The 15,405-nt window shown below is 62.8% G+C and carries 10 protein-coding genes; all 10 read left to right on the top strand.

Annotated elements, in window-relative coordinates; genetic code table 11:
• Positions 1-37 precede the first annotated feature (37 nt).
• The gene (locus tag ASU23_RS08295; RefSeq protein WP_058037895.1) at positions 38-1,639 is read left to right on the top strand and encodes a CdaR family transcriptional regulator; all 1,602 of its coding nucleotides are present in this window, start codon (positions 38-40) and stop codon (positions 1,637-1,639) included.
• A 145-nt stretch (positions 1,640-1,784) separates the two neighbouring features.
• Positions 1,785-3,383 (top strand): ABC transporter substrate-binding protein, encoded by a 1,599-nt coding sequence (locus ASU23_RS08290; protein WP_003940579.1) that lies wholly within the window; start codon positions 1,785-1,787, stop codon positions 3,381-3,383.
• Positions 3,384-3,610: 227 nt separating this feature from the next.
• Positions 3,611-5,212 carry an ABC transporter substrate-binding protein gene (locus tag ASU23_RS08285; protein ID WP_003940335.1) on the top strand — a complete coding sequence of 534 codons (1,602 nt, stop codon included), beginning with the start codon at positions 3,611-3,613 and terminating at the stop codon, positions 5,210-5,212.
• A gap of 62 nt (positions 5,213-5,274) precedes the next feature.
• The gene (locus tag ASU23_RS08280; RefSeq protein ID WP_003940249.1) at positions 5,275-6,288 is read left to right on the top strand and encodes an ABC transporter permease; all 1,014 of its coding nucleotides are present in this window, start codon (positions 5,275-5,277) and stop codon (positions 6,286-6,288) included.
• A 1-nt stretch (position 6,289) separates the two neighbouring features.
• Positions 6,290-8,170 (top strand): dipeptide/oligopeptide/nickel ABC transporter permease/ATP-binding protein, encoded by a 1,881-nt coding sequence (locus ASU23_RS08275; RefSeq protein WP_225320135.1) that lies wholly within the window; start codon positions 6,290-6,292, stop codon positions 8,168-8,170.
• Entirely contained in the window at positions 8,167-8,958 is a 792-nt protein-coding gene (locus tag ASU23_RS08270; protein WP_003940215.1) for an ABC transporter ATP-binding protein, read from the top strand. The genes ASU23_RS08275 and ASU23_RS08270 overlap by 4 nt, the downstream gene beginning before the upstream one ends.
• On the top strand, positions 8,955-12,314 hold the full coding sequence (locus ASU23_RS08265) for a serine hydrolase (protein WP_058037702.1): 3,360 nt from the start codon (positions 8,955-8,957) through the stop codon (positions 12,312-12,314). The genes ASU23_RS08270 and ASU23_RS08265 overlap by 4 nt, the downstream gene beginning before the upstream one ends.
• Complete coding sequence (locus tag ASU23_RS08260) at positions 12,311-13,474, top strand: M20/M25/M40 family metallo-hydrolase (protein WP_058037701.1); 1,164 nt, start codon at positions 12,311-12,313, stop codon at positions 13,472-13,474. Before ASU23_RS08265 ends, ASU23_RS08260 begins: the two co-directional genes overlap by 4 nt.
• Positions 13,452-14,273: a GNAT family N-acetyltransferase gene (locus tag ASU23_RS08255; RefSeq protein ID WP_007731362.1), complete on the top strand. Its 822-nt coding sequence runs from the start codon at positions 13,452-13,454 to the stop codon at positions 14,271-14,273. The genes ASU23_RS08260 and ASU23_RS08255 overlap by 23 nt, the downstream gene beginning before the upstream one ends.
• Positions 14,263-15,396 (top strand): o-succinylbenzoate synthase, encoded by a 1,134-nt coding sequence (gene menC, locus ASU23_RS08250; protein WP_007731359.1) that lies wholly within the window; start codon positions 14,263-14,265, stop codon positions 15,394-15,396. Before ASU23_RS08255 ends, menC begins: the two co-directional genes overlap by 11 nt.
• The last annotated feature ends 9 nt before the right edge of the window (positions 15,397-15,405 follow it).

The following is a 15,405-nucleotide window of genomic DNA, read 5'->3' as shown; positions in this document are numbered from 1 at the left end:
GACAACTGATCGACCCCGCTCCCCCTAAGGTGTGGTGGTGACCACACCTACGGGAGTATCGATCGTCGACATCGTCGACAGACTGGGAATGACGTTCCTCAGCGGTGGCGACACCGTCGACGGCGCCCGCACTGTCAGCCGCGTGACCCTGCACGAAGGGTCCGAAGCTACCCAGGACAGTGCGGGCGCCGTCGTACTCGGCGCAGGTCTCGCAGGTTCGGCCGATATCGCAACGGCGGTAAGAGAATACGGCTCGGCAGGTGCGGTAGCGCTGATCGTCAAAGAGCCCCTGGACTTCGACGGCCTCGTCGAGAAAGCGGTGGCCGACACCGACGTCGCACTCCTCGGAATGGTCAAGGATGCAAGCTGGCTGCAAAGCGCGTCGTTGATCAACGAGATCCTCGAATCCGGCAACAACGGGGACCGCACGTCGGCCGCCGACGCCGACCTGTTCGATCTTGCCAACTCGATCGCTCAGGTATTGAACGGCCCGGTCACCATCGAGAATCAGTCGAGCCGGATCCTCGCGTTCTCGGCGGATCAAGCCTTCGGCGACGAGGCACGTAAGCAGAGTGTCCTCGGACATCAAGTGCCGCAGCACTATTCCGATCGGCTCAGGTCAATGGGGTATTTCAACAAGATCTACGGCTCTACCCTGCCGGTATTTCTACCGGGTATCGGGCCGGGCATCAGGCCCCGCGTCGGCATGCGAATACATGCGGCATCGCAGATCCTCGGTTCGATCTGGGTGATCTTGGACGAGGAGCCGAACGAATTGCAGGTCAAAACGCTCGTCGAGGCGGCGGGCGTGGCCGCGATGAGTTTGCTTCGCGCCAAGCTGGCAGCCGATTCCGCACGACGGCTGAGGTTGGGCGAGGTGATCACGTTACTGAGTGGCGGCACTTCAGCCAAGGAAGCGGCCGAGCGACTGGGCTACGGCCGCTCGAAGGCAAACGTACTTGCGGCCGGCTTCCGTGGCGGCGCCGGCGCGTCGTTGGAGGCCGAAGCCGACGTCGATCAACTGGCCCTGACACTCAATACCTATCTCCACCAGGTATTTCCACTGTCGGTGGCGGCAGCGATCGGCGGCACCGTCTACGCCGTCATCCCGCACACCCGGCATCAGACCGACGACGACTACGTGCGCCGGATCGCGTCGGAGTTCGCAGACCGTTCCCGTTCGGAGAAGTCGGTGGTCATCGGAATCGGTGCAACGGTGACCGACGTGATGACGCTGGAGAAGTCACGCGACGAAGCCGACCGAGCGCTTCGCGTTCTGAGGTCGACGTGGAATTCCTCGGGCCGGACCGTCGCGCGTGCCGACGACGTGCAGATCAATTCCCTGCTTCTACGCCTCTCCGACGCCCTGGCTGACGAGAACGAGACCGCGTCGGGTCCACTCGCCGTTCTACGCGAATACGACCGCACGCACGACATTAACCTCGTCGACACACTCCGCGCCTGGCTCGACATGTTCGGTGACATTCCGGCGGCTGCGTCCTTGGTTCACATCCACGTCAACACATTCCGGTACCGCCTCAAGAAGCTTGCCGGAATTGCCGGCATCGATCTCGACGACCCCGAGACGCGATTCAGTCTGATGCTCCAGATTCGTCTCTTTTATCCGGCGACGTCGTAGCGATCTACCAAATCTCACGGAACCTTCGTAAATTCGGACGATGCTCTCCTTCTTTTGTTGGGTGAAGATTCATGCAATCGTCTTTTGCTCCCCACTCGACAGACCTCGCGTCGTTCGGGTCGGGACTTCATCTCCCGGAGGCACCATGAAACAACGGTCCTACGCACTACTGGCCGCGGCAACCGGCACTGTCCTTGCCCTGACCGCATGCTCGTCGGGTGGATCATCAGGTTCGGGTGGGGGTGAGCCGCTCACCGACGGCACCTTCAAGTTTGCACTCGTGGCCGACCCCGGCGCTCTGAATCCGCTGATGACTGCCGCTTCACCGGCACACGCACTGGCACGTCTGAGCTACGACTATCTGCTCAACCCAGATCCCGATACCGGCGTCACCAAGCCGTGGCTCGCCGAAAAATGGGAAGAGACAACTACTTCCGCGTCGTTCACCATTCGCGACGGCGTCACCTGTACCGACGGATCCGCCCTGACTGCTCAGACTGTCGCAGACACCGTCAACTTCATCACGAACGCCGCAAACAAATCCGCTCTCCGCGGGGTGTACGCACCGGCAACTGCAACTGCCAACGCCGACCTGGCAACACGGACAGTGACTGTTACGACTCCGGAGCCCTCGCCCTTCCTGCTCCTCAATCTGGCGCGGATTCCGATCATGTGCGAGGCAGGGTTGAAGGATCCGACGGCGGCAAACAAGACGACCTTCGGATCGGGCATGTTCCAGATGACCGAGGCAGTCGCCAACGATCATTACTCCTACGTTCGGCGCGACGGATACAACTGGGGACCTGACGACACCACCTCCGACACTGCCGGAGTGCCCAAGAATGTCGTCGCGTCCATCGTGACCAATACGAGTACGTCTGCGAATCAGCTGTTGTCCGGTGATCTGAATGCCGCCGCCGTCTCCGGCGCCGATCAGGACCGATTGAATGCCGCGAACCTGAACACGGTCAAGCAGCCGGCTCCGGCAGGCGAGATGTTCTTCAATCACAGCCCGGGTAATCCGACCAGCGATCCGGCCGTGCGCAAAGCCCTTGTCCAGGCGCTCAATCTCGACGACCTCGCCGAGATCTTCACCGCCGGCCGCGGAACCCGGTCTACCACGATGGTGTCCATCGAACCGAGGGCCTGCATCTACGACTCTGTCGCCGGAAACCTGCCGGCCTTCGATCCCAGCGCAGCCGCAGAAACTCTCGAATCAGCGGGCTGGAAAATCGGTGCCGACGGTAAGCGCAGCAAGGACGGCACACCGCTCCGACTTCGGATGGTCTACGAAACGTTCGGTGACTCGACCGATGCTGCCGCCGACGTCGCACTCAACGCTTGGAACAATCTGGGCGCAACTGTCGAACTCACCAGCGGAGACTCGAACAAGATCCTCGATGTAGCACTCAGCGGCAAGGACAACACCGCGTGGGATGTTGCGTGGGAGCCGATCAACGTCGCGCTGCCCAGCATGCTCGTACCCTTCCTCTCCGGTCCGGTGCCAGCTGCGGGACTCAATTTCTCGTCGATCTCCAACCCGGCCTACGACGCAGCCGTCGCCAAGGCTTCGGGACTGACCGGCGAGGATGCTTGTGCCGCTTGGGCAGACGCCGAATCAGAGATCATCAAAGCAAACTCCGCGGTACCTTTTGCCGACAAGATCACGACTCTCTACTTCAACAATGCGGGTCTCGCATTCGGCCGTAATTTCACCGGTTCGGCCCTGCGCCTGTACCAGTAGACCGCCGGTAGCGACCGGGGAAATCGTCGTGTTTCGCCGGTCGCTGTCGGTATACGGACAGGTATTCACTGATCCTGACGGTTTTCGTGGGAGCGGACGAAAATCGACCCGATTTTCGTGAGGATCGACAGAGATGCGCGTCACGTCATGCGCCAAGATTTAGCAGTCAACACTCAACCGCGCCCTCACGTTTTTCGCTCGGGCCCCTGCTCCATCACGGAGGCACCATGAAACACCGCTTCTATCCAACACTTGCGGCAGCCGCAGGGCTCACGCTTGTGTTGTCTGCTTGTGGCTCGGGAGGCACGTCCTCGGGCGCCAGTGGCGGTGAACCGGCCACCGACGGGACCTTCCGTTTCGCCCTGCAGGCCGATCCGGGTGCACTCAACCCGATCATGTCGGCCGCCTCGGCGACCGCCGAGTTGTCGCGTTTGGCGTACGACTACCTGATCTACCAGGATCCCGATACCAGTGAAGTCGGACCGTGGTTGGCGGAGAAGTGGGAGGAGACCCCGACCTCGGCGTCCTTCACCATCCGTGACGGGGTGACCTGTACCGACGGATCGACGCTGACACCGCAGACCGTCGCGGACAACATCAACTTCGTGGCCAACCCGGACAACGGTTCTCAGTTGCGCGGGTCCTCCGTACCGACCGGCGCCACTGCGACTGCCGATCCGGCAACGCGCAGTGTCACGGTGACCACTCCGGCGCCGAGCCCGTTCCTTCTTCTCAACGTCGGTCGCCTGCCGATCCTGTGCGAGGCCGGATTGAAAGATCCGACAGCGTCGAACAAGAAGTCGCTCGGCACCGGCATGTTCGAAGTCACCGAAGTTGCCGCCAACGACCACTACACGTTCCAGCGTCGCGAGGGCTACAACTGGGGCCCCGACGGCACGACCTCCGACACCCCGGGCGTCCCCAAGACGGTCGTCGCCGCCATGTCGCCGAACGTGAGCACCGCCGCAAATCAGCTGCTCTCGGGTGAACTCAACGCAGCTCCGATCGCCGGTCCGGACAAGGACCGCGTCGCGGCAGCCAATCTGGACTCCGTCGGTCGGCCTCTGCCGGCAGGCCAGATGTACTTCAACCAGATCGCGAGTAATCCCACCAGCGATCCCGCAGTGCGCAAGGCCCTGATCCAAGCGGTCGATCTCGACGACCTCACTCAGGTCATCACCGCCGGACACGGGGTCCGGGCAACCAGCCTCGTCGCGGTCGAACCGCGCGCCTGCGTTTACGACTCTGTCGCAGGCAACATTCCGGACTTCGACCTCACTGCCGCCAAGGCAACACTGGACGGCGCTGGTTGGACCGCCGGCGCTGACGGCAAGCGAAGCAAGGACGGCAAGCCGCTCAATCTCCGCCTCGTGTACGACGGCACCGACGATCCGCGCAACGCGGCGGCCGAACTTGCTCAGTCGGCGTGGTCCGAACTCGGCGCAAACGTCGAGGTGACCGGGGGCGACTCGAACAAGATCATCGACGTCATTCTGAGCGGTAAGGACAACTCTGCCTGGGACATCGCCTGGGTCCAGGTCAACTCCTCGCTGCCCAGCACCTTCACTGCGTACTTTGCCGGGCCGGTTCCCGCAGCAGGCAAGAACTTCGGATCGGTCAGCAACCCCGCCTACGAAGCAGCAGCCACCAAGGCTTCCGGTCTGACCGGTAGCGACGCTTGTGACGCCTGGGCCGACGCCGAGTCGGAGCTCACCAAGACGATCGCGGCCGTGCCCTTCGCAGACTCCGTCATGAACGTGTACTTCAACAAGGCCGGACTCTCATTCGGCAAGTCGCTCAACGGTTCTGCGCTGCGTCTCTACCAGTAGGCCGTCCGCCCACTCTGAAATATCTTCCCGCCCCAGCATCCCGCCCTCCGGAAAGACAGCCCATGAGTCAAACTATTGAAGCCGCGAAACCAGAAGCGGCGCCTCAGGCTCGAGCAAAGTGGCTCGAGTCCGACAGCTGGCCCGCATATCTTCTGCGTCGTTTCGGCACCTTCGTGATTTCACTCTGGGCGCTGGTGACTGCGGCGTTCCTGATGCTCCAACTGATTCCGGGAGACCCGGTTCGGTTGGCACTGGGAATGAACGCACCGGTCGAACTGGTCGAGACAACGAGGTCTCAGCTCGGTTACGACCTTCCCTTGTGGCAGCAGTACTTCCGATTCGTCGGCGGGTTGCTGAGCGGGAATCCCGGTGACTCGATCACCTTGAGGACTCCGGTCTTCGAGGTGATCGCGTCCCGCCTACCGGCAACACTCGAACTGGCTGTACTCACAGTCGTCACGGTGCTGCTAGTGGGCATTCCGATCGGCCTCATCTTCGCTGCACTGACCCGCAACGGTCGACGACGCGGAGTCGAGATCGGTTACACCGCAACGTCGGGCACCATCGCCGTGATCCCCGAGTTCATGTTCGGTACGGCGCTGGTCTACCTCTTTGCCGTCACGTTCCCTGTTCTGCCCGTCGCCGGCCGAGGTGGACCGGAAAGCTACATCCTCCCGGTCGCGGCCATGTCGATCGGTGCCATCGCCTCGATGTCGCGCATCGTCCGTGCAGAGGCACTCGGCGTGTTGGACATGGACTACATCCGTACGGCGCGCGCCAAGCGAATGCCCGTGGCACGAATCTACTTCCGTCATGCAATGCCCAACCTCATGACGTCGACGCTGACGCTCGCCGGACTCCTCCTGGGCGGTCTGATTGCCGGCACCGTGCTCATCGAGAGCATCTTCGCCTGGCCCGGCATGGGCATGGCGCTGGTCAAGTCCATCACCGAGAAGGACTACCCGCTCGCCCAGACACTGGTCGTGATCTACGGCGCCATCGTCCTTCTCATCAATTTCATCGTCGACGTGGTGCTCGCTCTCATCGACCCACGATCCACAATTCGGGAGAACTGAGTTGAGCACCTCACCTACGGCCCCCACTGCGGCCCCCAAGACGCCCCCGCGACGACACTGGATCGTCGGAACGTTCCGCACCCCATTGGGAATCCTGGCCCTCACCTTCCTGACCGCTCTGATCGCCCTCGTCATCTTCGGACCGATGATCTGGGGTGACGCCGCTGTCGCAGCCAACCCGAAGGCACTCTCTCAGGGACCTAGTTCCGAGCACATCTTCGGCACCGACGCCGGCGGGCGTGACGTCTTCGCCCGCACGATGACCGCCGCGAGACTGTCGGTGCTCATGGCTCTCGGAGCCGTCGCACTCGGTGTCACAATTGGCCTGATACTCGGTACGCTCCCGACGCTCGCTCCCCGCTGGGTCGGACGAATGGTCGTGGCATTCCTCAACTTCGCCATCGCATTCCCCGGACTGCTCCTCGCGATCTTCCTGTTGGTCGTTCTCGGACAGGGTGCTGGCAGCGCGGTGATCGCCATCGGTCTCGCCCTGGCCTCGCCGTTCGCGAGGTTGACGTACGCACTGGCTTCGTCGGTCAACGGACGCGACTTCATCGACGCAGCGCGCATCCTCGGGGTTACCAAGCCGGGGCTGCTGTTCCGCCACATTCTCCCCAATATCCGTGAACCACTCATCGTCAATGCCAGCATCGCTGTCGGCAGCGGCCTCGTGGTCTTCGCCGGACTCTCGTTCCTCGGCTTGGGCATTCAGCCGCCTGCATTCGACTGGGGCCGGATGCTCAACGAAGGTCTGTCGAAGATCTTCGTCAACCCGGCCACCGCACTCGCCCCCGGCATCGCCGTCGTGCTCGCCGGCTTGACCTTCACGCTGCTCGGCGAGGCCATTGCTCGCGGCGCGGGAGTTCGCAGCCCGATCAGCAGTCGCCTGCCGAAGTGGAAGCCGATCAACCGGAAAACTGCCCAGGCCGATTCGGCGCCCACCGACGAAGACGCGGTACTGACCGTCCGCAACATGTCCGTCGCAGTCCCCGCGGGTGACGACTGGCGTCGCCCCGTCGACAACATCAGTTTTACAGTTCACCGCGGCGAAACCGTGGGCATCGTCGGTGAATCCGGGTCCGGAAAGTCACTGAGTTGCATGGCAATCGCGCAGCTGACCGACCACCCCACCGTGGTCGACGCCGGGCTCATCGAGTTCGACGGCACCGTGCTGATGAAGGACGGCAAGCGGCCGGACGACGCGGCTTCGCGCAAGGTTGCCCGCCAACTCGGCACACGTATGGCGATGGTGTTCCAGGATCCGATGTCGTCCATGAATCCGTCTCTCAAGGTCGGATACCAGGTCGCCGAGATCGGTTGGCTCCACGAAGGTATGAGCAAGGCCGACGCGAAGAAGGCGGCAGTCGAGCGACTGAACGCCGTCAAGATCCCCGACGCGCCCAGGCGTGCGAAGCAGTACCCCCACGAGTTCTCCGGCGGTATGCGTCAGCGCGCGATGATCGCCATGGGTCTGATGGGTAAGCCCGCTCTGATCATCGCGGACGAACCCACCACTGCGCTCGACGTGACCGTTCAGCGTGAGGTCCTCGGGCTGCTCCACGAGGTTCGCGAAGAAACCGGCGCCGCAATCCTTCTCATCTCGCACGACATGGCCGTCATCACCGGCATGTGCACCCGTGTCCTCGTCATGTTTGCCGGCGAAATCGTCGAAGACATCGCAGTCGACGATCTGATTGCCGGCCGTGCAAAGCATCCGTACACCCGCGCGCTGATCGCCGCGGTCCCCACCATGAGCACCGATCGCGACAAGCCGCTTGCCACCGTCGACGAAGCCTGGCAGGTGGAGAGCCTCGACGCCGAGGAGAGCACCGCCGACATCGAGTTGGAAGAACTGTTGGCTGTTGCAGAGGAGATCCGATGAGCAGACTCGAATTCCGTGACGTCAACGTTCACCTCGGTAGCGGTTCGAAAAAATTCCACGCCGTCAAGAACATCAATCTCGACATCCCCTCCGGATCGGTGGTCGGTCTCGTCGGTGAATCGGGTTCCGGAAAGTCGACACTGGCGCGAGCAACTGTCGGCCTGGCCGAGCCCAGTTCCGGCCAGATCCTTCTCGACGGTGTGGACGTCGCTCACGCCCGCGGCGCGACGGCTCGTCTGCGCCACCGGATCCAGATGGTCTTCCAAGATCCGTACTCGTGCCTCGACCCGCGAATGACCATCGGCCAGTCACTCGCCGAGGCGCTGCGGTCCACCGAGCGTCGTGACAAAGCTCGGCGCAGCCGCGGCGACCGCGCCGCCGAGGTCGCTCGACTCCTCACCACCGTCCAACTGCCGGTGGAGAAGGCGCACGAATACCCATCGTCGTTGTCGGGTGGTCAGCGCCAACGCGTTGCCCTCGCGCGGGCTTTGGCAGCCGCACCGGCAGTTCTGCTTGCCGACGAAATCACCTCCGCTCTGGACGTGTCCGTGCAGGGCGCGGTTCTGAATCTGTTGGTGGATCTGCAGAAGCAGCTTGGTCTGACGGTTCTGTTCGTCAGTCACAACCTGGCGGTGATCCGCTACGTCTGTGACCACGTCGCAGTCATGCTCGGCGGCGAGATCGTCGAGCACGGGCCGGTTCTCGACGTGATCGATTCGCCAAAGGAGCCGTACACGGCAAAGCTGTTGTCCGCGATCCCGACATTCGGGGAGCCGATGTTCCAATGACAACGCCGACCACTCTCGACTCCCCCGCTGCCGTAGCCCGTGCCGAAGAACGTCGTTCGGCGAGAATCCAGGATTACGCGTCCGTGGTTACACCGACCAGCATCGCCGTATCGGCGTCGGGACGCATTGCATACGTACGTACCGAATCGAATCCGGCTGCGGATACCAACGAGCACTCGATCTGGTTGGCTTCCCCGCAACTACAGCTCACCGCGGGACCTGCCGACACCTCGCCGGCTTGGCATCCCGTTTCGACGCTGTTGGTCTTCGTTCGGCCGGATTCCTCGGGCACACCACAACTGTGGAAGGTCGACGCCACCGGGGGCCCGGCAACACAGCTGACCACCACGGCGCAGCTCCCGCTCGGCGCGGGGGCACCGGTGTTCTCTCCCGACGGCGCTCGGATCGCCTTCAGCGCCCCCGTCGACCGCACTGCCGCCGGATCGTCATGCCTCTTGGTGGCGAAGCGCCTCAACTACAAGGTCGACGGATCCGGTGTCCGGGGCAGCGTTCGGGCGCACCTGTTCGAGTTCGATCTGGTCGCCGGCTCGCTACGGCAGCTGACGGACGGCGATTGGGACGCTTCGTATCCCGCGTACAGTCCCGACGGCACCGAACTTGCTTTCACCGCGGCGATGGACGGCGACGCCGATCTGACGCGGGCGAGTTCCGCCTGGACCGTATCGCTGACTGATCTCGCCTCCGCTCCGCGGATGTTGGGGCACGCACGCGGCATCGCAGGACCACTTGCATGGACACCTGCCGGCGACGCGGTCGTAGCCGTCGGTTGGCACACACCGATCATTCACAACAACGAACTTCTTGTCCTGCACCGCGACCAGCGAGTGGAAGACCGCAGCCTGACGTCCGGACTCGACCGAAACGTCATGCCGGGCGGGACCGGTTATCCCGGTGGCGCACCGAGTTTCACCGCCGACGGCGACATCGTCTTCTGCATCCGCAACCACGGCTCCACCGAACTGCACAAGGTCGATTTCGGATCAGGCTCCGTCTCACCACTTCTCACCGGCGAGCAGACAGTGGTCTCAGGCCTTGCCCTGACGTCCGGGCGAGCCGTCGTCGCGCTGGCAACGGCGACATCCTTCGGCGAGGTCGCCGTCATCGACCTCGAGACTCGTGCAGTCGAAACGGTCACCGAATTGAACACGGAACTGACAACTTCCGTCGCGTTTCCAGTCGCCTCCGAGCGTTGGTTCGACATCAGCGACGGCACCCGTGTTCAGGGTTGGATCCTGCGCGACCCGAACGTCACGGGCGCCGGTCCGCTGGTTCTGGACGTCCACGGCGGACCACACAATGCCTGGACCGGAACGCCCACCGTGATGCACGCATACCACGCGGAACTGGTCGCGCTGGGATTCACGGTCTTGATGATCAATCCGCGCGGAAGTGACGGCTACGGAAACGACTTCTTCGACGGTGTGCGGGACGGCTGGGGTGAGGCGGATCGTGCCGACCTGCTCGAACCGGTCGAAACCCTTGTCGCCGAGGGGATGGCCGATCCGAAGCAACTGGTACTCACGGGCTACAGCTACGGCGGATTCATGACGTGCGCCCTGACGTCCGTCACCGATCGGTTTGCCGTCGCAGTCGCCGGTGGTCTCGTTTGCGACATCGCGAACACAGCCGGCCCCTCGGACGAGGGCATCTTGCTGCAGACGGTCGAATTCGACCCGCAGTCATCTCGGGTACGGGAACTTTCGCCGCTGGGGCGAGTCTCCCAGGTGACGACACCGACGCTGATCCTTCACGGCGGCAGCGACGTCCGTTGCCCGGTCAACCAGGCCGAACAGTGGTTCGGTGGACTGCGTTTGGCCGGCACCCCGACCGAGTTGGTGGTTTTCCCGGACGCGTCACATGCCTTCGTGTTGACGGGTCGGCCGTCCCACCGACTGGAGTACAGCACTCGTCTCGTCGACTGGATCGAACGGCACCTCTCCCCCAAGCCCGCACTGACCACGGTCGATCCCGACTACTGGCAGTACCGACTCGACACCCTGAGTGCGAAGTACGGGGTGCCCGGCGCCTCACTGGGAATTCTGACCACAACCCGCAGCGGATTCTCCCGCACCGTGGTCACGTCCGGTGTCGTCAGTACCCGCACCGGCGTCGCGGCTACGCCCGACACGCTGTTCCAGATGGGTTCGATCAGCAAGGTCTGGACGGCCACCCTGATCATGCAGCTCGTCGAAGAAGGATTGCTGGATCTCGACTCACCTGTACGGAACATCCTGCCGGACTTCGCAGTTGCCGACGCGGTAGCCACCGAAACGGTCACGACTCGCCACCTGTTGACTCACACCAGTGGCATCGACGGTGACGTTTTCATCGACGGCGGGCGCGGCGACGACTGCGTCGAGCGATACGTCGCATCACTGAAATCAACGGTGCAGCTCTTCGCCCCCGGCACCGATTGGTCGTACTGCAACACCGGCTTCGTGATCGCCGGACGAATCATCGAGGTTCTCCGAGGTAAGAGTTGGGACGCGGTTCTGCGCGAGCGGATCATCGAACCGCTCGGCCTGACCAAAACCACGACCCTGCCTGAGGAGACGGCACTGCACCGCGCTGCAGTCGGGCACGTCGGCGCTGCCGACGACCTCGAGCAGACACCACAATTCCTCATCCCTCGCTCGATGGGCCCCGCCGGTCTCATCAACAGCACCGCCGAGGACCTTCTTCTGTTCGCGCAGGATTCGATGCGCGAGGATCCGATTCTGCTTCAGCGGTCCACCCATCTGGCGATGCTCGAGGAGCGCCGCCAGATCGGTGACGTGTCGTCAGCGGACATCATGGGAACCACGTGGCTGCTGCATAATTGGGGCGGGGTACTGGCTCATGGCCACAATGGCGGAACTCTCGGCCAGCAGTCGTTCTTGCGAGTGGTGCCGTCGTGCGGTCTAGCCGTGGTCCTGATGGCCAACGGTGGAGCAATGGACGCTCTCTCCGGCGATCTTCTGGCTGAAGTAATCGGTTCCATAGGCGGCGTCAGTGTGACACCGGCATTCTCGCCTGGTGACCCCCACACCCGCGTCACGTCCTCACCTGAAGAACTCGATGCGCTGTGCGGCCTGTACCGCGATGCCGCAGCCGATTTCGTCTTGGAAAGGACCGGCGGTTCCCTGACCGCCCGCCGCACCGATCACATCGACCCTTCGGTCACCGCCGAAAGCGCAGAGTCCGTCTCTCTCAGCCTGATCGAAGTTCACCCTGGAGTATTCGCGACCCAACTACCTCAATCAGCGGGTTGGATCCGGATCACTTTCTCCGACAACGGGAGTACACAATTGCTACACGTCGGAAGCCGCGCGTATCCGCGAGTGAACAACCGATGACCATTCTCCGCGATCTGGCCGAGCGCCAACTTCCTCAGATCCTCGAGGACGCCATCGCGCTCATCGAAGTCGAGTCGCCGTCACACGATCTCGAAGCTGTTGCCCGCAGCGCGAAGTGGACGTCAGACCTTGTCCACGAACGACTCAGCGTGACACCGGAGTCGATAGTGGCGGAAGGCCGTACCCATCTGGTGACCCGTTTCGGCAGCTCACCGACGCGGCTGATGCTGCTCGGTCATCATGACACCGTGTGGCCGATCGGCACCCTGACACGCCTGCCCGCAGCCGTCACCGACGGAGCGCTCCGAGGTCCGGGCGGACTCGACATGAAACTTGGTGTCGTTCAGGCAATCCACGCCCTCGCTATCGTCCGGGAGCTGCACGGCGACGATGCACTCGACGGAATCACACTCCTCGTGACCGGTGACGAAGAAATCGGTTCACCCACGTCGCGGTCCCTCATCGAGGAATTTGCGGCAGGCGCGGTACTGGTTCTCGAGGCCGGCGGTGACGGTGGCGAACTGAAGACTGTCCGCAAGGGGGTGTCGCTGTATCGGATCCATGTTGCCGGTCGCGCCGCCCACGCCGGGCTGGAGCCGGAAAAAGGCATCAACGCTGCAGTAGAACTGGCTCGTCTCGTGATCGCGATCAACGACTTGTCCTCGCCGGCGCAGGCAACCACCGTCACCCCGACTGTCATTTCAGCCGGAACCACAACCAACACCGTTCCGGCAGAAGCCTTCGTCGACGTGGACGTGCGCGCAACCAGCGCCGCCGAGCAGGAGCGCGTCGATGCGAATATCCGAGCCCTGCAGGCAATCCACCCCGCAGCCGTAGTCACGGTCTCGGGTGGTGTCAACCGTCCCCCTCTCGAAGCGACGATGTCCGCACCGTTGCTGGCGTTGGCGGAACGCGTTGCGCTCGAGCATGATCTGACTCCTCCCGTCGGCCTCGCCGTCGGCGGAGCCTCGGACGGAAACTTCACTGCCGGTATCGGTATCCCCACCCTCGACGGCCTCGGTGGCGTCGGCGGCGGTGCACACGCCGAGACCGAGCATGCGCTCGTGTCCGCAATCGCTCCGAGGACGGCGTTGGTTGCGGGCCTTATTCGTTCGATCACGTCTGAAGGGGGCCCTCGTGTCGAAAAGCAAAGCGGTTGAGTTTCGAGAACTGGTCGATACCCGCGAAATAGCCGATCTATCCGCCGTTTTCGACGAGATCTGGGCTACCAGTCCCGGACCGGCTCATTTCGGCACTGCGATGTTGGTTGCGCTTCACCACGGTGGTCACTACGTGGTGGGAGCCTTTTCCGAAGGCGAAATGATCGGTGGTTGCGTCGGATTCTTCGTCGAGCCTCTCGGCGAGGTTCTGCACTCACACATCGCCGGAGTACTACCGGGACACGCAGGCAAGGGAATCGGCCGCGCCCTCAAGCATCATCAGCGAGACTGGTGCATCGAGCGCGGCGTCAGGACGATCCGGTGGACCTTCGATCCACTGGTCGCACGAAATGCCTATTTCAACATTCAACGTCTCGGAGCCGAACCGGCCGAATACAACCCGGATTTCTACGGGTCGATGGCAGACGGAATCAACGCAGGCGACGCCAGCGATCGTATGCTCGTCAGTTGGGACCTCGACGTCGATGGATCTCCGAGTTCTACTGTGGCCGTGAATGATACATTCAAGGTGCTTCAACCCACCGAAGACGGTACGCCTCGAATGCTCCCGATCCCACCCGACTGCGTCGATATCGCAGTCGGAATACCCAGAGACATCGAGCATCTGAGAACAGTCGACCGCGCCTCTGCCTTTGCCTGGCGACACGCGCTTCGCGAGTACCTCGAACCACTGATCGCCTCGAAGGAATGGCAATCGACCGGCTTCGACCCCAGCGGCTATTACATGTTCACGAAAATCTGCGAGACAACCGGAGAAGAGCAAGTCCATGCACATTGAGTCCGTCGAATTGCGCGAACTGCGCATCCCTCTCGTCTCCCCCTTCACCACGTCATTCAGCACCCAGCTCGAGCGCAACACCCTCGTCCTGAAAGTGAGCGGCACCACCGACGGCCCCAACGGTCCGGTGGAGACCGTCGGCTGGGGCGAGTGCGGCTCGCTCAGCGATCCGTACTACAACTCCGAATACACCGCTGGTGCGCGGGCGATGCTTCGCGAGTATCTTGTTCCGACGCTACGTAAGTCGCAGTCGGATCAACCGCTCACCGCCGAGACGGTCGGCAGCGTACTTCACCACATCGTGGGTCACCAGATGTCCAAGTCAGCTATCGAAATGGCAATTCTCGATGCTGAATTGCGCGCTCGCGGACAGTCTTTCGCTCGGTACCTCGGTGCCACTCGCACGCGAGTTCCCTCGGGAGTGTCCATCGGCATCCAGGACAGCATCCCTCAGCTGCTCGAGACCGTCGGCAACTATCTGTCGCAGGGTTACGTGCGAATCAAGCTGAAGATCAAGCCGGGCTGGGACATCGCTCCCGTGGCTGCGGTGCGCAAGGAGTTCGGCTACGACGTCCCTCTGCAGGTCGACGCGAATGCCGCGTACACCCTCGTCGACGCGCAGTTGCTCCGTCGCCTGGACGAATTCGCACTGCTCCTCATCGAACAGCCGCTGGCCGAGGACGATTTGGTGCAGCACGCCAAGCTCGCCCAGTCCCTTTCGACTCCGATCTGCCTCGACGAGTCGGTCGAGTCGGCCAAGGATGCGGCGGATGCCATCACGCTCGGTGCCGCTTCGGTCATCAACATCAAGCCGAGCCGTGTCGGTGGATATCTGGAAGCCAAGCGCATCCACGATCTCGCCTCGGCACACGGTATTGCGGTGTGGTGCGGCGGAATGCTCGAGACCGGAATCGGCCGCGCCGCCAACGCAGCCCTCGCGGCGCTGGACGGATTCACGCTGCCCGGCGACATCTCGGCTTCCGATCGCTTCTACAAGGAAGACATCACCGAACCTTTTGTCATCGAGGACGGCCACATCGCCGTGCCGCAGGGACCGGGCTTCGGTGTGACTCCGCGCGAAGACGTCATGGATCGCTTCACGGTCGGAACCGAGATTCTGTAGGTCCGTCAC

Origin of the sequence: Rhodococcus sp. KB6, assembly GCF_001445685.1 — a bacterium.
In the GTDB taxonomy this organism is placed as follows: Bacteria; Actinomycetota; Actinomycetes; order Mycobacteriales; family Mycobacteriaceae; genus Rhodococcus_F; species Rhodococcus_F qingshengii.
Note: the sequence above shows the minus strand (reverse complement) of the source record. Positions and strands in the feature narration are given on the sequence as shown.